General features: G+C 37.6%; 23 protein-coding genes. 13 read left to right on the forward strand and 10 right to left on the reverse strand.

What is annotated here, in order from left to right; genetic code table 11:
• Positions 1–172: 172 nt before the first annotated feature.
• The 4 genes from AC1M83_RS06350 to AC1M83_RS06365 all read left to right on the forward strand — a co-directional run bounded on the left by AC1M83_RS06350 (position 173) and on the right by AC1M83_RS06365 (position 5458).
• The gene (locus tag AC1M83_RS06350) at positions 173–1315 is read left to right on the forward strand and encodes an acyl-CoA dehydrogenase family protein (RefSeq protein WP_035267322.1); all 1143 of its coding nucleotides are present in this window, start codon (positions 173–175) and stop codon (positions 1313–1315) included.
• A gap of 281 nt (positions 1316–1596) precedes the next feature.
• A complete protein-coding gene (pheA, locus tag AC1M83_RS06355) occupies positions 1597–2706 on the forward strand; it encodes a prephenate dehydratase (protein WP_035267321.1) in 1110 nt (369 codons plus the stop codon).
• Positions 2707–2725: 19 nt separating this feature from the next.
• Positions 2726–4972, forward strand: a complete 2247-nt coding sequence (locus AC1M83_RS06360) for a bifunctional prephenate dehydrogenase/3-phosphoshikimate 1-carboxyvinyltransferase (RefSeq protein ID WP_481590262.1) — start codon at positions 2726–2728, stop codon at positions 4970–4972.
• Positions 4973–5083: 111 nt separating this feature from the next.
• The gene (locus AC1M83_RS06365) at positions 5084–5458 is read left to right on the forward strand and encodes a hypothetical protein (protein ID WP_481590263.1); all 375 of its coding nucleotides are present in this window, start codon (positions 5084–5086) and stop codon (positions 5456–5458) included.
• A 67-nt stretch (positions 5459–5525) separates the two neighbouring features.
• Here AC1M83_RS06365 and AC1M83_RS06370 read toward each other — a convergent pair whose 3' ends face one another.
• The gene (locus AC1M83_RS06370) at positions 5526–6155 is read right to left on the reverse strand and encodes an alpha/beta hydrolase (protein ID WP_035267316.1); all 630 of its coding nucleotides are present in this window, start codon (positions 6153–6155) and stop codon (positions 5526–5528) included.
• Positions 6156–6278: 123 nt separating this feature from the next.
• Between AC1M83_RS06370 and yaaA the strand changes: the two genes are divergently transcribed.
• Together yaaA and AC1M83_RS06380 are read left to right on the forward strand one after the other, a co-directional pair.
• On the forward strand, positions 6279–7058 hold the full coding sequence (gene yaaA, locus AC1M83_RS06375; protein ID WP_092767157.1) for a peroxide stress protein YaaA: 780 nt from the start codon (positions 6279–6281) through the stop codon (positions 7056–7058).
• Positions 7059–7091: 33 nt separating this feature from the next.
• The gene (locus AC1M83_RS06380) at positions 7092–7727 is read left to right on the forward strand and encodes an HD domain-containing protein (protein WP_481590264.1); all 636 of its coding nucleotides are present in this window, start codon (positions 7092–7094) and stop codon (positions 7725–7727) included.
• Here the strand turns inward: AC1M83_RS06380 and AC1M83_RS06385 are convergent.
• From AC1M83_RS06385 to AC1M83_RS06400, 4 genes are all read right to left on the reverse strand, one after another.
• Positions 7714–9126: a cryptochrome/photolyase family protein gene (locus AC1M83_RS06385; protein WP_481590265.1), complete on the reverse strand. Its 1413-nt coding sequence runs from the start codon at positions 9124–9126 to the stop codon at positions 7714–7716. The genes AC1M83_RS06380 and AC1M83_RS06385 overlap by 14 nt on opposite strands.
• Before the next feature lie 130 nt (positions 9127–9256).
• Positions 9257–9739, reverse strand: coding sequence for an FKBP-type peptidyl-prolyl cis-trans isomerase (locus AC1M83_RS06390; protein WP_092767151.1), 483 nt, complete (start codon positions 9737–9739; stop codon positions 9257–9259).
• Between the two features lie 135 nt (positions 9740–9874).
• Complete coding sequence (locus tag AC1M83_RS06395; protein WP_035267310.1) at positions 9875–11161, reverse strand: NAD(P)/FAD-dependent oxidoreductase; 1287 nt, start codon at positions 11159–11161, stop codon at positions 9875–9877.
• Between the two features lie 122 nt (positions 11162–11283).
• The gene (locus AC1M83_RS06400) at positions 11284–12594 is read right to left on the reverse strand and encodes a D-alanyl-D-alanine carboxypeptidase family protein (protein ID WP_481590266.1); all 1311 of its coding nucleotides are present in this window, start codon (positions 12592–12594) and stop codon (positions 11284–11286) included.
• Positions 12595–12773: 179 nt separating this feature from the next.
• On the opposite strand from AC1M83_RS06400, the gene AC1M83_RS06405 reads away from it, so the two are divergent.
• Complete coding sequence (locus tag AC1M83_RS06405) at positions 12774–14477, forward strand: M61 family metallopeptidase (protein WP_481590267.1); 1704 nt, start codon at positions 12774–12776, stop codon at positions 14475–14477.
• 51 nt (positions 14478–14528) lie between these two features.
• On the opposite strand, the gene AC1M83_RS06410 is transcribed toward AC1M83_RS06405, so the two are convergent.
• The 3 genes from AC1M83_RS06410 to AC1M83_RS06420 form a co-directional block, all read right to left on the reverse strand.
• On the reverse strand, positions 14529–14777 hold the full coding sequence (locus tag AC1M83_RS06410) for a hypothetical protein (RefSeq protein ID WP_481590268.1): 249 nt from the start codon (positions 14775–14777) through the stop codon (positions 14529–14531).
• Between the two features lie 566 nt (positions 14778–15343).
• Positions 15344–15739, reverse strand: a complete 396-nt coding sequence (gene uraH / locus AC1M83_RS06415) for a hydroxyisourate hydrolase (RefSeq protein ID WP_481590269.1) — start codon at positions 15737–15739, stop codon at positions 15344–15346.
• A 127-nt stretch (positions 15740–15866) separates the two neighbouring features.
• Positions 15867–16649, reverse strand: a complete 783-nt coding sequence (locus AC1M83_RS06420; protein WP_481590270.1) for an rRNA large subunit pseudouridine synthase E — start codon at positions 16647–16649, stop codon at positions 15867–15869.
• 304 nt (positions 16650–16953) lie between these two features.
• On the opposite strand from AC1M83_RS06420, the gene AC1M83_RS06425 reads away from it, so the two are divergent.
• The 4 genes from AC1M83_RS06425 to AC1M83_RS06440 all read left to right on the forward strand — a co-directional run bounded on the left by AC1M83_RS06425 (position 16954) and on the right by AC1M83_RS06440 (position 22014).
• Positions 16954–17493 carry a M23 family metallopeptidase gene (locus AC1M83_RS06425; RefSeq protein ID WP_481590271.1) on the forward strand — a complete coding sequence of 180 codons (540 nt, stop codon included), beginning with the start codon at positions 16954–16956 and terminating at the stop codon, positions 17491–17493.
• Positions 17494–17729: 236 nt separating this feature from the next.
• A complete protein-coding gene (locus AC1M83_RS06430) occupies positions 17730–17921 on the forward strand; it encodes a hypothetical protein (RefSeq protein ID WP_035268717.1) in 192 nt (63 codons plus the stop codon).
• A gap of 403 nt (positions 17922–18324) precedes the next feature.
• Positions 18325–19152, forward strand: coding sequence for a PhzF family phenazine biosynthesis protein (locus AC1M83_RS06435; RefSeq protein WP_481590272.1), 828 nt, complete (start codon positions 18325–18327; stop codon positions 19150–19152).
• 72 nt (positions 19153–19224) lie between these two features.
• Positions 19225–22014 (forward strand): M16 family metallopeptidase, encoded by a 2790-nt coding sequence (locus AC1M83_RS06440; RefSeq protein WP_481590273.1) that lies wholly within the window; start codon positions 19225–19227, stop codon positions 22012–22014.
• A 54-nt stretch (positions 22015–22068) separates the two neighbouring features.
• Here AC1M83_RS06440 and AC1M83_RS06445 read toward each other — a convergent pair whose 3' ends face one another.
• The gene (locus tag AC1M83_RS06445) at positions 22069–23133 is read right to left on the reverse strand and encodes an amidohydrolase family protein (RefSeq protein ID WP_481590274.1); all 1065 of its coding nucleotides are present in this window, start codon (positions 23131–23133) and stop codon (positions 22069–22071) included.
• Positions 23134–23274: 141 nt separating this feature from the next.
• The gene (locus AC1M83_RS06450; protein WP_092767127.1) at positions 23275–23664 is read right to left on the reverse strand and encodes a DUF3144 domain-containing protein; all 390 of its coding nucleotides are present in this window, start codon (positions 23662–23664) and stop codon (positions 23275–23277) included.
• A gap of 113 nt (positions 23665–23777) precedes the next feature.
• Between AC1M83_RS06450 and AC1M83_RS06455 the strand changes: the two genes are divergently transcribed.
• Together AC1M83_RS06455 and AC1M83_RS06460 are read left to right on the forward strand one after the other, a co-directional pair.
• Positions 23778–24410, forward strand: a complete 633-nt coding sequence (locus tag AC1M83_RS06455; RefSeq protein ID WP_481590275.1) for a hypothetical protein — start codon at positions 23778–23780, stop codon at positions 24408–24410.
• Between the two features lie 144 nt (positions 24411–24554).
• Entirely contained in the window at positions 24555–26264 is a 1710-nt protein-coding gene (locus AC1M83_RS06460; protein WP_481590276.1) for an ATP-binding cassette domain-containing protein, read from the forward strand.
• Positions 26265–26408 lie beyond the last annotated feature (144 nt).

Genomic DNA, 26408 nt, shown 5'->3' on the forward strand with positions numbered 1-26408 from the left:
GGAATGATGCTTCGAATAAAAGCTAAATATCAAATTCAATGATCAAGCATTATTTTTAGCTTTTGAGACTGACCAAATTGTATGAATTTTCAAGCGCTTTTGTCCATGACAACTGGAAAAAAACGGGATAGCATGAAAACTTATAAAAAAATGAAGTGTAAGGAACACAAGAATGTTGGCATATGATGCAGATTTAGAATTATTCCGTGATAATTTCAAACGTTTTATGAGTGAGCACGTTGCTCCTCATTATGAGCAGTGGGAACGTGAAGGAAAAATGCCACGTTCAGTGTGGAATGCACTTGGTGAAAATGGCTTCTTGTGCGTAGATGTTCCTGAAGAATATGGTGGTTATGGTGTCCCAACAGAATATTCTTTAATGTTGGTTGAAGAGTCGGCACGTGCAGGTTATAGCGCATTATCGACAGGTATTTCATGTCACTCAGAAATTGCAGCACCATATATTTTGCACATTGCAAATGAAGAACAAAAAAAATATTGGTTGCCAAAAATGGTTTCTGGTGAAGTGGTCGGGGCAATTGGAATGACAGAGCCAGGTGCTGGTTCTGATTTACAAGCCATCCGTACGAATGCCATTTTGAATGGTGATCATTATGTTTTGAATGGCTCTAAAACCTTTATTTCAAATGGTCAGCATGCAGACTTGGTTGTGCTTGCCGTTAAAACAGATCCTCAGGCACGTGCTAAAGGCGTCTCACTTCTATTGGTTGATACTCATTTAGAAGGGTTTAAAAAAGGCACAAATCTCGACAAAATCGGTTTGCATTCCCAAGATACCTCGGAACTCTTTTTTGACAACGTTAAAGTTCCAGCTGATCAGCTTTTAGGTCAAGCGGGTCAGGGATTTGCCTATTTGATGCAAGAATTACCACGTGAGCGGACAGCGATTGCTGCGACAGCATTAGGAGCAATTCGAGGTTCAATTGATGTGACAGTTCAATATGTCCAAGAACGTCAGGCTTTTGGTCAAAAAATTGGACAATTCCAAAATTCTCGTTTTGTTTTAGCACAAGCGAAAATCGATGAACTGGCTACAGCCGCTTTTTATAATCAAAACCTAGCATTGTATAAAGAAGGGAAATTGGATGTTGAAACAGCAGCTGCATTAAAAAGTTTCAGTACAGATATGCAAATGAAAGTGGCGGATAATCTACTGCAACTCTTTGGTGGCTATGGCTATATGACGGAATATCCTATTTCACGCTTCTTTGTGGATGCACGTATTCAACGAATCTACGGCGGAACCAACGAAATCATGAAAGAAATCGTAGCACGTGGCATGCTAGGACGTTAATTTTTATCCGTATTTACATCTTGCTTGAGGAATACAAGCGAGATGTATTCGAATGTGTTTTCAATTTTAAAACTTATAGAACGAACTGATTTTAAAAAAAAGATTAAAGCTATCCTATTCAATGTTCTTGTCTTTTTTCTAATTTATAGCGCGTATTGGATTGATGATTATTTCAACTGTATATTTTTAAGTCTTATTGCCATAAAGTTTGGTTGCTTAACATTTGAAAGCTAACTATTGTTATACTGTTTACATAACTGATTCTGTAAGGCGACATTACAATGATCAACGATGATCAAAACACGACGAATTCTTTAGACTTAGCTAAAATCCGCGAAGATATCGACTCAGTAGATCAACAACTCCAACAACTGATTAACCGTCGAGCACGACTTGCTGAAGCTGTAGCAAAAGCAAAATTTGCTTCTGAAGAAAATCCAATGTTTTATCGTCCTGAGCGTGAAGCACAAGTTTTGCGTAATGTGATGGAGCGTAATGAAGGTCCTTTATCTGACGTGACGATGGCGCGTTTGTTTAGAGAAATTATGTCTGCGTGCCTTGCTTTAGAAGCACCACAAAGCATTGCTTTCCTTGGTCCAGTAGGAACTTACACCCATTCGGCAGTACTGAAGCATTTTGGACATGATGCGGTTGTGCGCCCACTTCCTACAATTGATGAAGTGTTCCGTGAAGTCGAAGCAGGCAGTGCACATTATGGTTTAGTTCCTGTTGAGAACTCATCCGAAGGTGTGGTTAACCACACGCTTGATTGTTTTAAAGCGTCACATTTAAATGTGATTGGTGAAGTTGAATTACGTATTCATCATCAATTTTTGATTTCTTCAAATACGCGTAAAGACAGCATTAAACAAATCTATGCGCATCAACAAACTTTAGCTCAATGTCGTGGCTGGCTCGATGCTCATTATCCAGGTGTTGAACGTGTGGCTTTGAGTTCGAATGCTGAAGCTGCTCGCCGTATCCGTAATGAATGGCATTCTGCGGCAATCGCATCTGAAACAGCTGCGAGCTTATATGATTTAGAAATCTTACATAGCAATATTGAAGATAATCCAGAAAATACAACACGCTTCTTAGTTATTGGGCGTGAAAAAGTACCACAAAGTGGTAATGATAAAACTTCTTTATTGATCTCTGCACATGACCGTGCAGGTGCGTTATTAGAAATTTTAGCGCCGTTCGCTAAACATAACATTAGCTTGACCAGTATCGAAACAAGACCTGCTTTGCCTGAAAAATGGGCTTATGTATTCTTTATCGATTTAGAAGGGCATATCGAACAAGAGAACGTACGTGCGGCTGTCGAAGAAATTCGTCCATTAGTCAAAGAAATCCGTGTTCTTGGTTCATACCCAATTGCGGTACTTTAAAAAGAGTTGAAACTTAGATATGTCTCAACCTTTATTTAAAAAAGTTGCATTTATTGGGCTAGGATTGATTGGATCAAGTTTAGCACGTGTCATTCAAGCACATGGTCTTGCTGAAAATGTTGTGGCATCTACGCGATCTGTTCAAACGTTAGAAGATGCTAAAGCTTTAGGTTTGATTAGTGAAGGATATGCTGATGCCAAAGATGCAGTGGTTGATGCAGATTTAATTGTTCTTGCTTTACCCGTGAGAGCTACACAATCTGTATTAAACTCGATCAAATCTGTGATTACTCCTGATACTATAATTACAGATGTGGGCAGTACCAAAGGCAATGTGGTTGAGGCTGCAATTGCGGTTTTTGGTGAGCATTTACCCGCAGGTTTTGTTCCAGGGCATCCAATAGCTGGTGCTGAACATACTGGTGTTCATGCAGGTAAAGTAGATTTATTTGCTAACCACAAAGTGATATTAACGCCGTTAGCAACAAGTGCTGAGTGGGCAGTGCAAAAACTGATTCAGTTATGGCAAGCTGCTCAAGCTGAAGTAATTTGTATGGATGTGGAAAAGCATGATGAAGTGCTTGCGCATACAAGTCATCTGCCACATTTAATGGCATTCAATTTGGTTGAGCAACTGGCAAATCGTGAAGATAATCTGGACATTTTCCGCTATGCAGCTGGTGGTTTCAGAGACTTTTCTCGCATTGCGGCGAGTGATCCACAAATGTGGCATGACATATTCTTTGCCAATAAAAAAGCGATTTTGAATGCTGTTGATGGCTTTGAGAACCAATTGGCTCATATTCGACAGCTCATTGAAAACGAAGATTCAAAAGCACTCATGGGATTGCTTGGACATGCTCAAGCAGCACGCCAACATTTTAACCATATGCTTGCCAAGAAACCTTTAATGGAGAACAAAACTGTGACACAGCAATTTACTATTCTGCCGGGTGCTAAATCATTTTCTGGAAAATTTAGCGTGCCAGGTGACAAATCTGTGTCACACCGTTCAATCATGTTTGGTGCGATCGCTGAAGGTACAACACATGTTACTGGTTTCTTAGAAGGTGAAGATGCCTTAGCAACACTTCAAGCATTCCGTGATATGGGTGTAAATATTGAAGGTCCAAAAAATGGTGAAGTCACCATTCATGGTGTAGGAATGCATGGCCTTAAAGCTCCAGCAAGTGAGCTTTATATGGGTAACTCTGGGACTTCGATGCGTCTTCTGTCAGGGATGTTGTCTGCGCAAAAATTTGACTCAGTAATGACTGGTGATGCATCGTTGAGCAAACGTCCTATGGAACGTATTGCAAAGCCACTCCGTGAAATGGGTGCTCAAATTCAAACAACAGGTGAGCGTGGCACACCGCCAGTATCGATCACAGGTAATCAGCAACTTAAAGGTATTCATTACGATTTACCGATGGCTTCTGCACAAGTGAAGTCTGGCATTCTGCTCGCTGGTTTATGGGCAGAAGGTGTAACGTCGGTGACTGAGCCAGAACCGACACGTGATCACTCTGAGCGTATGTTACGTGCATTTGGGTATGATGTGAAAACTGAAGGTAACCGTATTTCTTTAAAAGGTGGTGGTAAGTTAGTTGGCACGAATATTCAAGTGCCTTCAGATATTTCATCTGCTGCGTTCTTTATGGTGGGTGCTGCCATTACTGAAAATTCAGATGTAACACTTGAGGCAGTGGGTATTAACCCTACTCGTACTGGGGTGATCGAAATTTTGAAGCAAATGGGGGCTGATATTTCAGTCGAGAATGAACGAATTGCAGGTGGTGAACCAATCGCTGATATTCGAATTCGTGGCACTCGTACTTTGAAAGGCATCCACATGCCTGAAGATCAAGTACCTTTAGCGATTGATGAATTCCCAGCATTATTTATTGCTGCAGCTTGTGCTGAAGGTCAAACAGTGTTAACTGGTGCAGCTGAACTTCGTGTAAAAGAGTCTGATCGAATCCAAGTGATGGCTGATGGATTGAAAACAATGGGTGTTGATTGTACGCCTACGGATGACGGTATTATTATTGAAGGTAAAGGTAAGTCTGGTGATTGGTCTGCTATCTTTACAGGTGGTGAAATTGAGTCACATCATGATCATCGTATTGCCATGAGTTTCTCTATTGCGGGTCTGCGTACTTCAGGCGCAATTAAAATTGTGGGAACTGAAACCGTTGCAACAAGTTTCCCAACATTTACTCAACTCACTGAACAAGCGGGTTTATCTATTCAAGTTAGTGAATAATACGACCAAAGATTTGTATATTTCTTTTCAAACAGCCAAGCAAAAGCTTGGCTGTTTTGTTTATATTGCTTATTCTAATTCTATATAATTAAAAAGCCTTTGGATGAGGAAATGAAAAAATTACAATTTTTAGTTGATCAAACGAAATACGCTAAGGCTCATTCAAGTCATTCTCATGATAATGCACAAACTTACGTTACAGCATTGTTATCTGAACAGTTGGTGCAACATGGATTTCACACTCAAACTACGAATCCGCATGAATTAGAAGTCAGTGTCTCTGATCACCCAATCGCTTTAGGGGTGAACTGTAATCAACCAGATGGCGAAGGACATTTTGTATGTGAAATAAGTGCGCATGCAGATGAGGAACAGGATTGGTTCCAAAAAATTGAGACGCAGAGTGTGATTAAACAACTTGCGCAAGCAGTAGAGCAGACATTAAAAGAAGATGAGTCGTTCCAGTCGCTAGAGTGGAAATCCTAACGAGGAATAAAACAAACCCAATGTAAAGAATCTACACTGGGTTTTTCTGAAACACGTAATATTTATATTAAGCCGTAAGGAAGCGAGTGATCGCGACGCGAAGTTGCTTCAAATAACCTGTGAAGAAGTGATTAGCACCAGGTAGCACTGTAATAATATGGCGTTGAGGCTTTGCCCATTCAATTAAATCGGACAATAAAGTGACTTCATCTGCCTCACCATGAATAAACAGAATATCACCTTTAATTGCTGGAGTAACATAGTGACGGATACCAGCAACTGTGGCTGTTGGTAAACCACATAGAATGACTTGTTCAGGTTGAATTTCTTGAGGTAGTGCATGATATGCCTTCGCCATAACATGTGCACCAAAACTAAAGCCTCCAACATAGAAAGGCAATGTAAGGTGTTTTGCACGTACTTGACGAATGACTTCTAAAATATCTTCTGTTTCACCAAATCCTTCATCGTGAACCCCTTCACTTTGACCTGATCCACGGAAACTTGGACGATAAACGATATAACCACGCTCAAGGAACATTTGAGCTAACAGAGTGGGAACTTTGTGCTGAGGAGTACCACCTTGAAGCGGGTGAGGGTGACAAACGACCGCAAATCCTTTTACTTCAGACTGAGGATAATCTACAAAAACCTCAATTTTGCCAACAGGGCCTTGAATGAACATTTGTTCAGACATAAAAATACCGATTAACGTGCAGGAGAATCGTATATTTTAACGTCAATAATTAAAAAAAACACAATTGGAAATAAAATAAGTCTACTGTTATAGTTTGATTAATTGTTTTTTGATCAGGTTTCTATGTTTGCCTTAATTTCTCCTGCTAAGACATTAGATTATGAATCTACACTTCCAACTGATGAACATACTTTACCAAGATTGCTTGACCATTCACAACAGCTTATAGACGTAAGTCGTAAACTGTCTGCTTCAGAAATCGCCAAATTAATGAGTGTGAGTGAAAAAATTGCGAATCTGAACGTGGAACGCTTTAGAGATTGGCAATCAGACTTTGATTTATCAAATTCACGCCAAGCAATATTTGCCTTTAAGGGCGATGTTTATACAGGTCTGGATGCGTATTCGCTTACGCAAGCTGATTTAGAATATGCTCAATGCCATTTAAGAATGCTATCGGGTCTCTATGGATTACTTCGACCACTGGATTTGATGATGCCTTATCGTTTAGAAATGGGCACGAAATTAGCAAATCCACGCGGTCACAATCTTTACGAATTTTGGGGAGATGAAATTACCCAATTGATCAACCAAGATTTATCAGAAGCCAAGAGTGATTTATTGGTCAATATCGCATCCGATGAATATTATAAATCGGTGAAAGAAAGCAAAATTAAAGCTGAAATTATCAAGCCCGTATTTTTAGACCAGAAAAATGGAAAATATAAAGTAATAAGTTTCTATGCAAAAAAAGCGCGTGGATTGATGGCACGTTATATTATCGAAAATAAACCTAATACTGTGGATGATCTTAAATCATTCAATACGGATGGCTATTATTTCGATGCTGAAAGTTCTTTGAAAGGTGAGCTCGTATTTAAACGTGATGAGCAGGCTGCTTGAAAATAAATAGGCGGTAGCTGGGCAAGGTGTCTGATGATTGATTCATATTTAAAACAGTTGAGAAGATACTGGGCCGCTACTGCACAACAGCTTGAACTATCCTCAGAGGATTCCATATCTATTCTTGATAGATTAGAAGTTCATTACAGTGAGCCTCATCGGCATTATCATACAGTGCAGCATATCGTTGAATGTATGGATCACTTACAATTGGTTCTACCAAATTTAAAAGATCCTTTATCAGTCTCTATAGCTCTTTGGTTTCATGATGTCATTTATGAGCCTAAGGCACACGATAATGAACAACAAAGTGCTGATCTGATGCTGAACATCATATCTCCCCACATGGAGATGAGGAGATGTGAGAAAATTTATCAGTGGATATTAGCGACCAAAGAGCATCGTGCTTCAGTTGATTCAGACCTTAACTATTTACTTGATATTGATCTTGCAATTCTCGGTTCAAACGCCAAACGTTTTGAAGAATATCAGCAGCAAATTCATCAAGAATTCAGTTGGGCACCCTCTGAACTTTATACACTAAAACGAAATGAAATTCTTAATAGCTTTTATCAAATGGAATCCATTTATAAAACAGAATATTTTCATGACACATTAGAAAATCAAGCCAAACAAAATTTAGAGCGAGCATTCGTTAGGCTGATTTGAAAGCAGCTAATGCGCGCTGTCGACTCATCTTTAAATCAACAATAGGTTTTGGATAATTGAGTTTAAGATTCGGATTTTTAGCATAAGGCTCATGAATGATTTTCGCATCAAGATGAGCTAATTCAGGTACCCATTTGCGAATATAATCACCTTGACTATCAAATTTTTGTGATTGACTAATGGGGTTAAAAATACGGAAATAAGGTACAGCATCTGTACCTGTTGAAGCACACCATTGCCAGCCACCATTATTTGCCGCTAAATCCCCATCTATCAAATGTTGCATAAACCATTGTTCGCCTTTACGCCAGTCGATGAGCAAATTCTTACTAAGGAACATGGCGACAATCATTCTGACACGATTGTGCATCCATCCTGTTTGAAGCATTTGACGGATTCCAGCGTCCACAATTGGAATACCCGTTTGTCCAAACTTCCAAGCATTTAATTCATTGGGTGCATCACGCCATGGCACATTAGATGTATTTAAATTGAATGGTTGATATTTCGATAATCTTGGAAAGTCAAACAGGATGTGTTGATAAAATTCTCGCCATAATAACTCATCTAACCAAGTTTGTTGACCATCAGAGTAGAGATGAAAATTGCCATTTGAGCGACTAAAAATTGCAGCCAAACATTGTCGAATCGAAATAATTCCTAGATTTAAATACGGTGATAATTGACTGGTTGCATCAATGTTTGGAAAGTCGCGTTGTTGTTTATAGGGCTCTAAATTCTCGTCAACAAATTTCTCGAGCATTTGTCGTGCATATGATTCTCCAACAGGCCATTGATATTTAATCTGAGCATCAGGATAAAAATCATGTATCGATGGAATTTTGGAGGTATGAAAGCGTTGTATAAGCTCATGAGGCTGTACTTTCGGTACAGCGAGTGGTTGAGGAACAGAGATATTCAATATCTCATAGCATGCACGTTTATAAGCACCAAAAACTTGGTAAGGCTGGTGCGTCTTATTACGAATTGATCCAAATGGGAAAATTGTGCGGTCATGATAATACTCTACAGTTACTTGATGCGATTCTAATAAGGTTTGGACTTGTGCATCACGATTCAACTCATTCACGCCGATCTCGATGTTAGCGTGTATCGCAGTAATTTGATATTTTTTTGCGAAAGTTAATAATCTAGCTGGTACATCATCCCATTGGGGAACGATTTCCACTACAAGTGGGATATTGAATTGCTTTAACTCACTTTCAAGTGATTTAAGTTGGCGAAGATAAAAGTCAATTTTAATCACTGCATCATCATGCAATTTCCATTGTTCAGGCGAAAGTATCACCACTGCACAAGTATTCCCATGCCGGTTTGCCTCCATTAACGCCGTGTTGTCCCTAACTCTTAAATCCTGACGAAACCAAATGAGATTCATATGATTAATATCCAAATATCCTCAGGAAATTATAAGAATTTGAGTCATTTAAATCGTTAAGCATTGTAATTTTTTGCATAAAAAAAAGGCGAAGCAGAAGCCTCACCTTTTGTCCTAAAATCCGTAGATTTTAGTGGTGGTGACCACCTACACCGTGAACGTGACCGTGATCTAACTCTTCTTGAGTTGCTTCACGGATTTCAACGATTTCAACATCAAATGTTAAGTCTTGACCAGCAAGTGGGAAGTTAGCATCAACGATTACGTTTTCGCCTTCAACAGCTTTAACAGTCACAATTTGAACGCCATCATCAGTTTGCGCTTGGAATTGCATACCAGCTTCGATGTTGTCTACGCCTTGGAACATTTGTTTAGGTACTTCTTGAACTAAATCAGTGTTGTACTCACCATAAGCTTCAGCAGCAGGAATCGTTACTGTGAATTTGTCACCAGTCGTTTTACCTAACATTGCTTTTTCTAAGCCAGGGATAATGTTGCCAGCGCCTTGCAAATATGCAAGTGGTTCACCTTGAGATTGATCGAGAGTTTCACCCTCTGCATTAGTCAATTTATAGTTAAATAAAACCACAAGGTCATTTGCAATAACTGTCATGTTAATGATCCATTCAAATATTTTAAGGGTACATCATAAAGTGAAAACCAATTTTTGTAGACAATTTTCTAAAAAAAATGCAGTTTCGATAATTTATAACGCTTAAATATTACATTGGGGCGTCTTTTAGATTTTTCAATGCAATTTGATTTTAGGTGCTATTTTTCTGGTCACAAAATCTTTGGCTGTGAGTAACCCTGCCTGTGCATAACCATAAATCGTGGCTTGATGCAGTCGGTAAAGCGATACATACATCGACTTCGCCACAAATCCTTGAACATTGACCTGACCAAGTAATTCACCGACTGCTTTATTCTCACTTAAAGATACAAGTGAGCCTTTGTCAGAAAAATTGAACATCGGTTGTGATTTTCCTGAAATTCGCGCTTTCATTGCATCAACGAGGAAAGCAGCCTGTTGACTTGCAACTTGCGCACGCGGTCCTAAAGCTGTTTCACGGGCATCTAAAATACAGTATGCGCAATCACCGAAAGCAAAAACATTCGGATCTGCTTTTGTTTGGAGTGTTGCAAATACGTGTAAGCGACCCATACGATCTTTTTCGAAGCCTTCTAGGTTTTGAATCACTGCTGGAGTTTTAATGCCTGCAGCCCAAACTTTTAATTGTGCTGGAATTGAACTTCCATCATTAAAGTAAATTTGATCAGCATCCACTTTTTCGACACGCTTAGACGTTAAAATATCCACATTCATGCGCTTAAGCTGCTTGGTGCTATGGTCTGACATTTTTTCAGAAAGAGCCGGTAGAATACGATCCGCGCCTTCAATTAGTGAAATTTTGACGTTTTTAGGGTCAATTTTATTAAGACCGTATTTAAAGAAGTTTTGTTTGGCTTGAACTAATTCAGCTGCAAGCTCAACGCCAGTTGCACCTGCACCTATAATGCCAATATGCAGCTCACGATGGTCATTATTATTTTGAGCTTCGATATAAAGATGAAGTAGATGCTGCTGGAACTGTTCAGCCTGTTTTGGATTATCTAAATAGTGACAATGTTCTTGCACACCTGAAGTATTGAAATCATTGGAAACCGAACCAACCGCTAGAATAAGAGTGTCATAACTTAGCGTTAAATGATCAGTCGATTGATCATAGGTTGACGCCACAGGTTTGAGCAATTGAATGGTCTTGGCTTCACGATCTAATTGTTCGAATTTACCCAATACAAACTCATAATGATGCTTCGCAGCATGACCAAAATAGTTTGTTTCTTCATCACTTGGGCTTAACGTACCTGCTGCAATTTCATGTAAAAGTGGTTTCCAAATATGTGTAAGCTTTTGGTCAACTAATGTAATTTTTGCTTTTTTAGATTTGCCCAGCGTGTCACCCAGTTGTGTTGCTAGTTCTAAGCCACCAGCACCACCACCCACAATGACAATATGATGAAGATTCGACATTTAATATTCCTATTTTTATAGCGTCATAAATAAAAAAGAGATGGGGGTTAATATGCCATCTCTTTTTTAAAGAATTGTTCTTTTTGTATTACAAGTTACAGATTTACAATAAAAAACTGCAATCAGTTTAAAGGATAGATTTTTGCTTGATTTGCACTGCTAGATCCGAAACTAAATAATTGTTTAAACCAATTCAAAATACTTTCAAACCATGATGCTTCATCAATTTGAAGTTCATCCTCAATCAATACCGTTTGAATGAGTCGATTATTTTGATAGATATGAATACGTGCCAACTGCTGAATTTGCGCTATAGGTGCGGTTAATGATTGTGTTAGTAGCTCGACGTTCATATGCGTTTGAGTTTGCTGTAAAGGCTCAAGAGCTGAAGTGAATCCAAAAGCATCTGTTTGAATCAAACGATGAGTTTGATTGTCAAAATTACGCATATCAATCATTTGATTCGTGTTATACAAAGAGGTCGTCACGATACTTGGCTTTTTAGTTTCGACTCTGAACATTTTTAAGGTCGATGCGACTACAGGGAGTTCAGCAATTAGTTGCTTATTTTTAATTGCAATTTCATTGCGTGTATAAGCATAGGATAGGTTTAAAAGTTGATGTGCGATTTCAGCGCGTTTGAAGCCACTTTGAGCACCGAGTACCACAACAATAAGTCTTCTTTGATTGAGCTCAAATTGTTGAGTTGGTCGGTTGGCTGTAAGTGCAAGGTTATAGCCTGCAGCACGAGTAAACCCTGTTTTTAAACCATCAACAGTAGCATCTTGTTTTAGTAAGATATTCGTTGCACGGTGAAAATGCTGATTGTAAGTAAAACTTTGCTGTTTCGAGTAGTCAAGGTAATCGGGTGTTTCATTGGTGAGTGCTTGTGCGAGCACGGCTAAATCATGCGCTGTTGAATAGTGCATATCCATTGTAATGCCCGCAGGATTGGCAAAGTTTGTATCTTTCATGCCAATTGCTTTGGCTTCTTGATTCATGCGTTGAACAAATGCAGGCACTGATCCTGAAATTCGTTCAGCCAATGTGACAGCAGCATCGTTGGCAGACATGATAATTAAGCCTGCTAAAAGCTGATCAATCGTAATTTGTTGAGTCGGCTTCAGATACATCTGAGACTCATCCCATTGAACTACATTGACAACTGGTGTGGCAGTAATAACTTCATTTTTGTTAATTTTACCTGCTTGAATGTCTTTCAGAACGATGTATGCCACCATCATTTTGGTTAACGAAGCTGGTGCACGTTGGACATGGCTATTGTGTTCAGTAATGACTTGACCTGATTGTGGATCTAAGACAGTCCATGCTTCAGCTTCTAAACTTTCTGGTGCAACTTCGAACAAGGAAGCATGTGTGATATTTACAATAAAAAAACTAAAAATTATGAGTAGAGCAGAGTAGAGTTTCAACGGGTTTACCTATATAAGCCAATCCAATGGCATAGATCATCAAGCACACCGCATGCTATGCCTTTTTTTTCTGAAACTCTAGTCAGATTTGTAGACAATTAATACGAATCGCGCAACTCCAAGTAAAAAAATGCTACTCTAAATACAAGTTGGTTCTATAGTTTCTCAATTAAGACATTATGTTGCATTATCAGATCGAATTTGACGACTTTCGTCAGCATCTCATTCACGTTACTGTTCGTTTCGTTGCTCAACCAACTCAAGTATTGAGCTTGCCAACTTGGATTCCAGGAAGTTATCTCATTCGAGAGTTTTCAAAACATATTGAGTCTGTTCGTGCCTATGATGAAGATGGTCGAATACTCAAGATTCGTAAAAATGAAAAAAATAAGTGGCAGTTATTTAATACTGATTTTGAGCTGATTACGGTTGAGTACGACGTCTATGCATACGACCTCTCAGTACGTGGTGCTTATGTTGATGAAACACGCTTATATGTGAATCCTGCTTGTGCATGTTTAGGTTTAGAAGGACAAGAAGATAAAGCGGTAGAAGTTGAGTTATTTTTGCCAGATGAATTGAAACATTTCCAACTCGCTACAGGATTGGCATCTAAAAGTTTAGTGCGTGGTCGCTATACGCTTAAGGCAAAAAACTACGCTGAATTGATTGATGCACCATTTGAGCTTGCAGATCAAACTCGTTTTGCTTTTGAAGCAAATGGTATTCCGCATGAGTTTGTGGTCTCTGGCAAACATGCGATGAATATCGAACGTATGAAACAAGACATTGAGAAAATCTGTGCGACAGAAATATCGATGTTTGGTTCGGCACCTTTCGAAAACTACACCTTTATGACCATCGCGACGGGTAATAGTTATGGTGGTTTAGAGCATCCGAACTCAACCAGTTTGATTTCTCCACGTGATGATCTACCTAAGTCCAATGAGCCTGTTGAACCTTCCGCTGATTATCAGCGTTTCTTAGGTTTGTGTAGCCATGAATATTTTCATTCATGGTTGGTGAAATTTATTCGCCCTGAAAATTTTGTGAATTATGATTTAGACAAAGAAGGCTATACCTCTTTGTTATGGATTTTTGAAGGCTTTACGTCCTACTATGATGATTTGATTCTACTGCGTAGTGGTGTGATTTCTCAGGAATCTTACTTGAAGTTGTTAAAGGCGCAGATCGATCGTTATTTGCAAAATCCAGGTCGTTTTGTTCAAACTGTTGCAGAGTCAAGTTTTGATGCATGGGTCAAATTCTATCGTCAAGACGAAAACTCTAACAATGCTGGCACAAGTTACTATAACAAGGGTTGCTTAGTAGCGCTGTGTCTAGATTTAGGTTTACGTTTAAGAGGTTCAAGTCTTGATGCATTGATGCGTAAGCTGTATGAAAATGCGCAAAAGGGTATACAGGTTCATGAACGTACCATCTATGAATTATGCCAAGAATTAACAGGTGATGATTGGTCTGAACAAATTAATCATTTGATTAATACCACGGATGAGTTACCGCTTGATCAATTGTTCCCTGAATTTGGCTTAGACTATGTTTTAAAGCATGATAAATCTTTACCATTTGGTTTAAAACTTGTAGATAAACCTGAAGGTGTATTAATTCAGTCTGCTCGTCGTGATGGCGCAGGTGTTAAAGCTGGGCTTTCTGCTCATGACATTATTATCGCAGTTGATGGTTTAAAGGCGACCACTAAGCAACTCGATAAGTATGCAAAATTGGAAGGTACTTTTAATGTGCATGCTTTCCGTCGTGATGAATTAATGCAATTTGAAGTTCAATCGGGTGCTAGTGAACTCACTGAAGTAGATCTTAAGGTTTCAGATCAATCTAAAGCTGAGAAATGGCTTAAAGCTTAATTTGCCTAGGTCATAAAATTCATGAAAAACCCATGCTTAGCTATGGGTTTTTCATAACTCCAGTTCTCGTCTTAGAACTTCCAAACGCTTTTCAAATATTGTTTTGTCTTTTGAGTATTTTTCAAAAGCAATTTGAACCTTTTTTATAGATTCTTTTCTTCTGTTTATGTCGGTTTCTGAGGCGTAATTTTGACCATAATTTACCTCACTTAAATGAGCTTCTGAAACAAGTCTATGAGCAGAATCTATAGCAGTTTCAAAAGTTCTTAAAACTTCTTTAAAATCTTTATGCTTGTTCACATTTTTTTCTTGATTAAGCCACTGTTGAAGATTTATTAATTTGTCGTAGTAATACAGATTATTGAATTTATCTTCGTATTTTTGCTCTTCTAAATCAAATGAGCTGTATAATTCATGACCTTTAGCGCGGATGAGTGAGTTTTTTAATTGGTATAAGATGGTGTGATATTGATTTGAAATAATCTTGAGTTCTTCAAACTTGGATAAAGTTTCAATTGCTCTATGGAATTTATAGGCATCTTTCCATGATTCTAGGGACTTCAGTACGAAATATAGGCTGATCTAAGCTGTGATTATCCCAAGAAATTCAGCTAAAGATAAGATTTCAAGACAAATATAGTTATCACAATAGTGAGATAACTTGTTTTCATTCAATGCATAAAAGAAGTAGTAAAGAATTGATAAAAATAAAAGAAGCGTAATAGCCTTTAGGAAAGCTTTTTTTATGTTCATAAGAAATCCTTATTCTTTTGAATAGGATAATTAAACTTTTAAAATTAATAAAGAAATAAAAAAGCTCACATAATGTGAGCTAAATTTGTGTCATAAATGATCAACAAAAAACATTAGTTCCCTCGATAGGTTGAATAACCATATGAACTTAATAACAACGGAATATGGTAATGATCTAAACTACCATCAATCAAAAAAACCACTGGCACTTCTGGGAAGAAAGTACGCTTGTTGTTTGCTTTAAACCAGTCACCAGTTTTAAAAGTTACTCTGTAAACACCTTTTTGAAGATCTGTTTCAGCTGGATATAGAGCCTTGATACGACCATTTTCATCCGTTTTAGCTTCGTTGAGCTTTACCCATTTTTCACCCTGCTGCGCTTCAAGGGTAACTGCAATATTTGAGGATGGAAGACCAGTTTCTTGATTAAGCACATGAACACTTAAAGGATTTGCCAAAGTGAATGTTGAAAATGCAAAACCTGAAAGAGCAAGCGTAAATTTTTTCATAAGTATCAACTCACAATAAGCAAATAATCGAAAAAGTGTACTTAAAATGAGAGATTATTTAAGTTAATTTATGTATAAAAAAAGGATGCAATCGCATCCTTTTTACTTTTTATACAATAGCTTGAGCTTAGCGTGCGCGTCCACGTGGAGCTTTTGTATTTGGGCGAGTAGTACCATTGGTCTTACGACGTGGTTTCTCATGTTCTTCCATTTGCCAAATACGTTTAGTACCCGATTTTTTCTTAGTACCATCTTTATTGACTTTCTTATTAATCGGCTTGCCACCTGTACCGCCTGGTTTCTTCACATAAGAGCGTGAGCGGTATGGCTCTTCTGCAGGAACATTTTGAAAGTCAGGATAAAGTAATGGTTCAATTTCTCTAGTTTCGCCAGATTCAAGACCCATCTGTACTAAGTCGATTGATCCAATTTTAGTGCGAATAAGACGTAAAGTTGGGAAACCTACTGCTGCAGTCATACGTCGAACTTGGCGGTTACGACCTTCGCAAATCGAAATTTCAACCCAAGAAGTAGGTACAGAAGCACGGAAACGAACAGGAGGATCACGATCCCATAACCACTCAGGCTGTTCAACTTTTACAGCTTTTGCGGGTAGAGTCATACCGTCTTTAAGCTCTACACCTTTACGAAGCTGTTCTAAAGCCTCTTCAGTCACATCACCATCAACTTGAACCAAATAAGTTTTAAATTTCTTATTGGCAGGGTTGGTAATATACTGATTTAAACCACCATGGTTGGTTAAAAACACTAGACCTTCAGAGTCCATGTCTAAACGTCCAGCAAGACGTAAAGTCGGATCGTCAACGAAATCAGACATTGTCATATGCGCTTCGTCTTTACGAAACTGGGAGAGAACGCCATAAGGTTTATTGAGAATGACGATTTTCATATAAAAACTTCAATAATGTGCAAATAGTGAAAGGTCTGACTTATCAAGAATTTATGAACATCCTGAATTGATCTGAGGATTCGATCATTGAAGTCAAACAAAATAAATCGGGGAATTGGTGACTATTATGCGTGATTCAAAAAAGAAAGTATCGTATTGATCAAAAAAAATATGTAATTCTGACGATTTAATCGGTATAAGCAGGCTTTTATTGGTTTCTGACAAGTGCTTTTAATTTAAACAATACAATGCAAACGTCGATCAGACGCTAAAATTTAACTCAATTTAAGATGTTAGGTTGTATATGAAAAAAAGGATTATCGGATCACTCATTGCAATCAGTTGGATGCTTACTGCTTGTCAGCCCCCAAATTCAGGCGCAACAGCAGGAATACAATATCCATATTTATACTGGAAACTTCAACAGCAAGCGTTGACAGAGCCGTTGGCGATACCCGTTGAAGGAGTCAAAGTAACTCAAATAGCAGATACTTGGGGGGCAGCACGTTCAAATGGTCGTACACATCAAGGAATTGATATTTTTGCCAAACGAGGTACGCCTGTATTGAGTACAACACAAGGTATTGTAAGTCGTATCGGCACAAATAGTTTGGGAGGTAAAGTCATCTGGGTGGTAGGACCTCAGTTAAGTCGCCATTACTATGCACATTTAGATGAATATGCAGCACACATCCAAGAAGGTGACTGGGTTGAAGTCGGTGAAGTATTAGGATATGTGGGAAATACTGGCAATGCGATCAATACACCTCCACATTTACATTATGGAATTTATTTAACGAATGGTGCTACAAATCCATATCCATATTTAAAACCAGAGGAATAAGTCTCGTTAATACAAGTAAACAAATGAGAGAGCCTTGTAAGCCTCGTAACAAATATCAATTTTAATCCTCTGAAATTTATATAGCTTACACAATGGAAGTTACGATGCAGTATTTTGATACAGCTCTATGCTCGCAGTTTCATGCAAAAGGGTTATGGTTATTTGTACTGGTCTAATTCAAGTAAAAAAAGAATTCAAGATCCGTATCAAAAAACTGATAATCATGGAGATATGAAATGAGTAATCAATACAATCAAGATCAAAATGAGCAACAGCAACAAAATCACCAACAACGTCAACAAGGTCAACAGCCACATCAACAACAACCGAATCAGCAGCAACAGCAACAAGATCAACAGCAGCAGAATCAGCAACAGTCCCGTCAACAATCACAACAGCAATCTGATTTAGATCAACAAAATCGTTAATCCATTAATCATGAATTGAATGGGAATTTAGGGATGAATGCCCATTCTTGTCAGTAAATTCAAGCATTAACAATTTAAAGTGAATGACACGAGGAAGATAAGATATGGCGAATAAGTCCAAGTTAAAAATTAAAGATTTGAAAGATCAAATTAAATCGAGACTTAAGAAAATTTCTAAACATGAATCTAAATTAAAAGATTTAAAGAAAGCGCTCAAAAAGCGTAAATAGCAAAAGACCCTCATGTGAGGGTTTTTTTATGGAAGATCATTAGAGATATACAGTTTATGAACGAATCTTTGTGAAGCAATAATTTATAGTCAAGATTGAAATTAATCTATGATTTGAAATGATAAAAGATTATTATTCTCAATTAGAAGTTTGGAAATATTAGGGGTGTATTTATGAAAATGTATCAAGTTGATGCCTTTACTACAGCGTTGTTTAAGGGGAATCCTGCAGCTGTAGTGGTCAGTGAAGAATGGCTTGATACATCACTCATGCAGAATATTGCATTTGAAAATAATTTGGCTGAAACGGCTTTTGTTAAAATTATTGATGATGAAAATTATGAAATCCGTTGGTTTACACCTAAAGTTGAAGTCGATTTTTGTGGTCATGCCACTTTAGCGAGCAGTTATGTACTTTTTAATGAGTATACTCAAGCGAAAAAAATTAAATTTCATGTCAAAGATTTAGGAATTTTTACCATCACGCGACAAGATGATGGAAAAATTACAATGAATTTCCCTGTTCGAATCCCTCATTTAACTGAAGAGTTTCCTGAATTATTAAAAGAAGTGGTCGATCGCCCAATCAAGGAAATTTATCTAAATCAACAAGCTTATATTTTAGTCTTGGAAAGTGAACAAGATGTGCTTAATGCCAAACCTAATTTAGCCAATATTAATGCAATTGCTGAAGCATATGAGGTTAGCACTTGTATTACAGCATCCGATCATCCCGATATTGCTATAACTGCAGCATCAGAACAATATGATTATGTGGCACGTTATTTTGCACCACATAAAGGCATCAATGAAGATCCTGTAACAGGTTCTATGCATACAGGATTAGCACCCTTGTGGGCTGAGAAATTGAATAAAACAGAACTTATTGCTTTTCAAAGCTCAGAACGAGGTGGCGTGTTGTATTGCCAACTTAAAGAGAATCAAAGAATTGAAATTTCTGGCTATGCCAAACTTTATATGAAAGCTGAAATTTACCTTTAAAGCATAAACCCTATTGATCATACCCTTGTCAGGCGTGTGATCAATTTTTTTATATCAATAATTGGAAGAACAATGCTAACTCGTTTTAAAAAACTTTCACTTACTTTAATGATCGTTGCGGTCAGTTCTAGCGGTTTAGCACAACCTGTTTTGGTCAAGAATGAACAAAATATTGAAGAATACAAACTAGAAAATGGTTTACGGGTGATTTTGGCACCGATACCTAAAGAAAATAAAATTTTTATGAATATGGTGTATTTAACGGGAGCTTTGAATGACCCACAAGGTAAAGGTGGTTTAGCACATTTACTTGAGCATCTCGCGTTTAAAGGCACAGAAAATGTAAAAGGAGATGAGTTTCAACGTCGTCTAGATCAGCATACGCTCATGAGTAATGCGATGACTGACTACTATTCTACCCAGTATATGAGTGTCATCCGTCCAGAACAAAAAGCCATTGATGAAATGTTGTATCTGGAGGCAGAGCGAATGGATAAGCTCGTACTTCAGGAAAAATTTGTTCCGTCAGAAATCGCAATCGTAAAACGAGAGCGTGAGGTTCGAATGGATCAACCTTTTTCAGTATTGATGGATCAAATTTGGAAATCTGCTTACGGAAATCAGTATCTAGGTCGTCTACCGATTGGTGATTTAACTGAGCTTCAGTCAATCAACATGAAGGAACTGAATCAATTTTACCGACAATGGTATGCACCGAATAATGCAGTTCTAGTGATTGCAGGTAAATTTAATAAAGCGGATATCCTGAAAGCAGTGGATAAAAATTTTAATCAAATTCCTGCGCGTCAAATTCCTGAGTCAACCCAAGTTCCAATGCTTGATTCGACCAAGATCAAAGATCGTCAATTTATCGTGCAAAAGGGAAGTGATTTAGGCAAATACAATATTTATCTCAATGGCACCCAGCAAAAAACACAGACTGCACTCGCTTTAGCACCTTATTTATTTACAATGCAACCTAGTGGTCATTTGTACAAAGATATTGTAGAAACAGGTACGGCTACACAGGTTCAATCGACGACATGGTTAACACCAGATTTTAATCTTGTTTTTATGGGGGCAGTGTATGCTCCTAATCACGACGAGAAAAAAGTTGCCCTTTCTCTAGAGAAAGGAATTGAGAAAAAGCATCAATTTAATGAAACAGAATTAAATCGTGTCAAAAACATGATTAAAAATGGTCAAGAGAGCATGATGACCAATGCTTCTTCTGTGGGCGGTTTCATTAGTGATTATGTGGTTTCATCCAATGGGGATTGGGCAAAATATTTTAAAGATCAAGCAGAGATACAAAGTTTAAATGTCGATCAAGTTAATCAAGCAATAAATCAATTCTTGGTTGCTGAGCATCGCATTTCGGGAGACATACAACCTACGCCTGAGGATCAAAAAAAGGCACTCGAGCTAGACGCTCATGAGCAAGAATCAAAAACTTTAGATCAAGTGACAACTCAAGAAGAGCCTTTAAAAGACCCAGCTGTGTATAAGGCTGAAGTGGCTGAGCACTTAAAAAATTCCAAACAGTATGTTGAAAAGTTAGAGAAAAAAATCAAGCGTGGTATTTTGAAAAATGGGATGCATTATGCACTATTCCCAACGTCAACACGCGATGACAAAACTTACGCATCGATATCTTTAAATTTCGGGACAGCACAATCACTCAAGCATCAAGGTGAAGCACTAGGCTTTATGTCTTATTTGCTATTGAGAGCATCTGAGCAGTATAGCCTGCAAGATATTGCAGACAAATCAATCGAGGCGGGTGGTCGAGCATCTGCTTCAGCTGTTGATAATGGTATTGTGATTAACGTATCTGCGAAGAAAGAAAAATTTCCAGAATTCTTCAAGTTTATTGTCGACGTTATGAATAATCCGAAATTTGAGCAAAGTCAGTTTGACCTCATCAAATCGCAAACATTGTCGTCATTAAATCGACCATATACAGAGCCTGAAACTGTTGCAGGACTGACTATCGCTAGAATCGTAGAGCGATATGAACCAGATGATTTGCGATATCATTTTGAACCTGAGCTAGCAAAGCAGCAAATTGAAACCATCACCAATGATCAAATTAAAGCTTTGTACCAAAAGTATTTTACAACTCAAAATGGTCAAATATCGGTGACTGGTGATTTTGATGACAAAGCCATTCTGAAATATTTGAATTCATCTTTAGGTCAGTCTAAGACAAAAGAACCATACCAACGTTTGCAGGGCAGTCATATAGATTATCCTGCTCAAAAAGTTCATGCGCTGGCTGAACAGCGTCAATTTGGTAATTATCAAGCGGTTATTGCCATTCCAGTGGGTAATAATCATCCTGATGCAGAAGCATTATATGTGTTGAGCCATATTCTAGGCGAGTCACAATTATCATCACGCCTTGCCATGGAGTTACGTGAAAAAAATGCGTTGGTTTACAGCTTTGGAAGTAGTTTGAGTTTGGATAATTTTATCAATGCTGGTGCTCTAGGTGTAAGTGCTAATTATGCAGCAGGAAAATCAGCTCAAGTTTCTCAAGGTGTGCATAAAGTATTTACTGACTTATTAAAGAATGGTGTGACGGAGCAAGAGCTTGAAGCGGCTAAAGCCAATATTATGAAACAGCGTGTCACGAATTTAGAGGATGAGCGCCGTATTCATCGTGGATTGAACAGTCAGCTTGAGCAAAATAAAACACAGCTTTCAAGACTAGAGCGAGATCAGGCATTTGCAAAACTGACGAAGAAAGATATAGATGCAGCGATCAAAAAATATATTAAGCCTGAGTTTTTGGTTGAAGTTATGGCAGATCAGTATGGTAAACCACAACCTGACATGATTTCAAAGCCTAAAACTTAGAGCCACAATGTACGATTCAAAAAGGCTCATTCGATCGTGAATGAGCCTTTTTTTTTAAAGCTTATAAAATTGCTGCGCATTTTTACAAAATATCTGTTCAACAACTTCTGAATTATAGGCAGCGATTATGTCGCTAAAGGCATCAATGATATTTGTAAGTGATGTGCTCACTTTGTCCATTGGAAAGTTGGATGCAAACATGACACGATAAGGTCCAAAACATTGTAAAGCATGATTAATCATAGGAGAGACCAATTCAATGATTTGTTGTTTAGATGCTAGTGTTCGTCGTGTATGAAATTGATGACCCAAAACTGGCATGAAGAGTCCAGACATTTTTGTATATACATTCGGACATTGAGCTAATTCTGCAAGATCTTCTTTCCAGTGGAAATAGATATTGTCTCGCGCAGTTTGGGTGATTCCTGTGTGTTTACCTACTGGGCCGAATAAACCTGCTGGTGTGCCCAAATGATCTAAGACAATCGCAGTCTCAGGAAAACGTTTTGCCAAAGCAATAACATCTTTAAGCTGGCTAGAATAAACCCAAGCATCAAAGCTTAAATTGTACTGGGCTAAGGCTTCAAAACCTTTTAAAAATTTTCGATCAGTGTAGAGATGGGGATCATCGTTCCAAGCATGAATTCCGGGATCTTCATGATGTGCAGCCATTTTTCGAATACCACGAAAATGCGGAGATGCCTTTTTATGCATTTTAAGAATTTTTTTGAAATTGCTTTCACGAGGATCAGCTGTTGCAACGATTCCAGCCAATTTGATGTTTTCTTGAGAAAAAGGAAGCTGCTGAATAAATTGCGTTTCTTCTACAACGCCAGTTCCTTTTTTATGATGCCAGCTGGCTTCGACATGTACAACGCGGCTCACAGTATAATGTCCAATGTCTTTGTGGTAATCCGCTGGTAAATAGGGTGCTGTGATGTAATCTGTAAGTCCTACTGTCTCTATTAAATCTTTAGGTTTTACGAGACGAACGACTTTATCCAAGATTTTTGGATGTTTTCCAAAAAGTTTAACAGCTAAAGCGGCAGCATGCGGTGTGTGATAAGGATCCCATTGATGGATATGAGCATCGACGATGGGAAAGTTGAGTTGATTCATCGCTATCCTTAGTTGAGTCATCAATAAGAATAACATACGAGAAATTGATCAATTTTTGAATTGCATTTTCGTTTGAATATTAGAGTTTAAGCATTAAAAAAGCCCCCTAAAGGAGGCCCAATGCACACAATGCAAATCTATTTAATGTTCGTGGTCATGTTTATTTGCATGAAACTCTTCATTACGACGGAAGCGAAGGTAGTTCTCAAACTGTTCGCAGTATTCGTCATAATTATCTTCAAGCATCATATGAAACTGTTGCATGATATAAGACATCACTTGTTCTTTAGCATCACGCATTTCATTGCCATCTTTAAAGTTATTGGCAGCAACCCATGTATTAAAACGAGCAGTACCAAATAGCATCGCAGCACTGACTTGACCACGAGCATCGGCTGGTTTAACAGTAGAACCTTTTTCAACACGGCAAAATTCATTGGCTTGCTTAATAAATTCATCAGCACGTTCGAAGAAAATCGCATTCAATGCTTCTTCTTCAGTGACATCAGTCGCTTGAATCTTTTGAACCATGAATTGTTCCTAATAAATAACCTAATTCAAGCACTATTATAGGCAAAGGCTTGCATAAACTAAACCTTTCACTTAATCTAAAAATAGCCTAAGTAATTTTTATGAGCCTTTCTATGCAAGATGCTATCGCAGTTCAAAATTTAAAAAGTGATATTGCGTTACTGAGACAGAATATTTGGCCACCTGTCGATCTTGCAAATGTCGAAGGTCTACCCATTTATTATGGTAGCAAAGAGCAAGTTGCTGCATATTACCAGCAGTGGACAGGTCTAATCGAAAGGGCACAAGATTTATTTCAACCTTTTATGGAAGACGAGGTTTTAGATGCCATTCATTTACCGAGTCATCTAAATTTACCGCTGTTTTATTTTCATGTAGATCGAATTCGCATTAACAAAACACGTGCAAAGGAATCAAAGACTTTTCGTGGTATTGCCAGTGTGTTAGAGAAGTGTGGGCAGTTTGAGCCTGAACAAGTTTTAGCAATGAGTCGCTGGTTGGATCATGATGACACTGCTGCATTAGTTGCGCATCGCGAATTTATAGATTTAAGAACTTATGTATTTCAGCATGGGCAAAGTGAATATACGAGAACACGTTTTTATGTAAATGGTATTGTCTTAAGTGTTGAGCCTCATTTCGAGTTGGTTGATGCTCGCGATAAACCACGTAAGCAACGAAATGACTCATATAGCGATCCATTGGCGGATAACAACACGTGGCGTATTTATGGTAAATATCGTTAGTTGGGCTGATTGAACTTAGTTTTTAGACATTAGAATCAATGATTAGCTACTTTATAAGTACAAAGCTTCTACGATCAATATCCAAACTTATTGATTAGTATTGTTTAAAATAGTCATCACAAAAAATAACTAATTTAAAGAATGATGACTGAAAAGATTAAACAATTTAAAAAGGCGTGGATGTTATTCCGTCAACATGATGAAAATGGATTAAGTGTATTCTTCGTTTTAGCCATACTTCAAATTTTAATTATTGGTACGAGTGTTGGTTTACCGTATTTGTTTAAGCTGCTGATTGACCAGACCAGTGAACCTGATCATTACTATTCGATTCAAGATTTTTTTCAAATTCATCTACTCTATTTATTCGCCGTAGCTTATGCACTCGCTTGGTTTATCAATGAAGGGATGAAGAATGTAAATAATTTTGCCATGTCTATGATGAACAGAAATGTTGATGCATCCATGCTTAAAGCTGGTGTATTTAATTTTCTAGATTTGAAATTAAAAGATCAACGTCAACAAGATATCGGTGTATTTAATGCCAATTTAATTCGTGGCAGCGAAGCACTTGGTACAATTATTTTTACTATATTTTTTGTCATTGTACCTACGGTATTTAAAATCTTAGGTATGGTGTATGTGCTCGGAAATACGATCAATCTTGAATTTGGTGTGTATTTTTTCGTATTCTCAGCTTGTACAGTTGCTTTATCGCTCATCATTACCTTTAAGACACAAGATATCTTTACGATTATGTATGGTGCTCGAAATCAACTGAATCAATTTGTGATTGAAAAACTCCAACAAAGTTATGATATCAAACTCAGTCATTCGAAATATTACGAATTTGAAGAGTTTAGCCGCAGAATCGATGACTATAAAATAAAGACTCAGGATACCTATAAAAAGCTTCAGTATCTCATGATATATCAACTGTTATTTGTGTCATTTTTTCTTTTGGTATTCATGGTTTTATCAGTCTATATGTTTGAATATCAAAGTTTTAGTTCAGGTGATTTTGTTTTAGTCAGTACCTATATTATAGGTTTAACCATTCCGTTAATGATGATGTCTCAAAATATCATTCATTTGAAAGGTCATATTGTGGCTATTGATCAGTACCTAGAATATTTTGAATTGGAACATGAGTCATTCAGTACGAATGATCTAAAAGCTGAGGAACAGAAAGAAAGTGAGGTGGCGTATTCATTTCAAAATGTGACATTTGATCTAGGTCAGCAGACGATTGAAAATTTTAATTTAGACATCGTGTGTGGAAAAATATATTTAATTCAAGGTCGAACAGGTATTGGAAAATCAAGTTTCCTCAATTATTTGGTGGGAATAGAAAAGATCAAATCTGGACGACTATTCTTTAGAAGTTTAGAGATCACTTCAGTATTTTCAGAAAAGATATTTGATCAGATTGCTGTGGTCAGCCAAACTCCGATCGTTTATTCAACCTCATTAAGACAAAATTTGATTCAAAATACTGAGATCAAATATTCTGATGAGGAGCTTAAACATTGGCTAAAAGAGTTCGATTTACTCCATTTGCTGGAAAAAAATCAAATTGAGTTAGACGATGATATACAAGAAATTTATAAAAACTTCTCTGGTGGTGAAAAACAACGATTAAACATCATTCGTGCATTATTAAAACAACCAGAGCTTCTGATCTTAGATGAACCTACAGCAGCCTTAGATGAGAAAACAATTTCGAAAATTTTAAAAATTATTCAAGAGCGAGTTGAAACGGTCATTATGATTTCTCATGAACGTATGGCGACAGAAATCGCAGATGAAATTATTGATTTCAACATCATTCTAAATTCTATCGATGAGGATTAAATGATGATTGTTGTGGCATGAATATCAATCAAAAAAAGCGATTTTTAAAATATGTATTTATTTGATTAAATTTAGTCTTGAGCAACGATTCATGTACTTGATGATAGATTTTGATGTCAGTTAAATATTTTTTAGCATGAGCTG

It is taken from the genome of Acinetobacter sp. 25-47-130, from assembly GCF_056779705.1.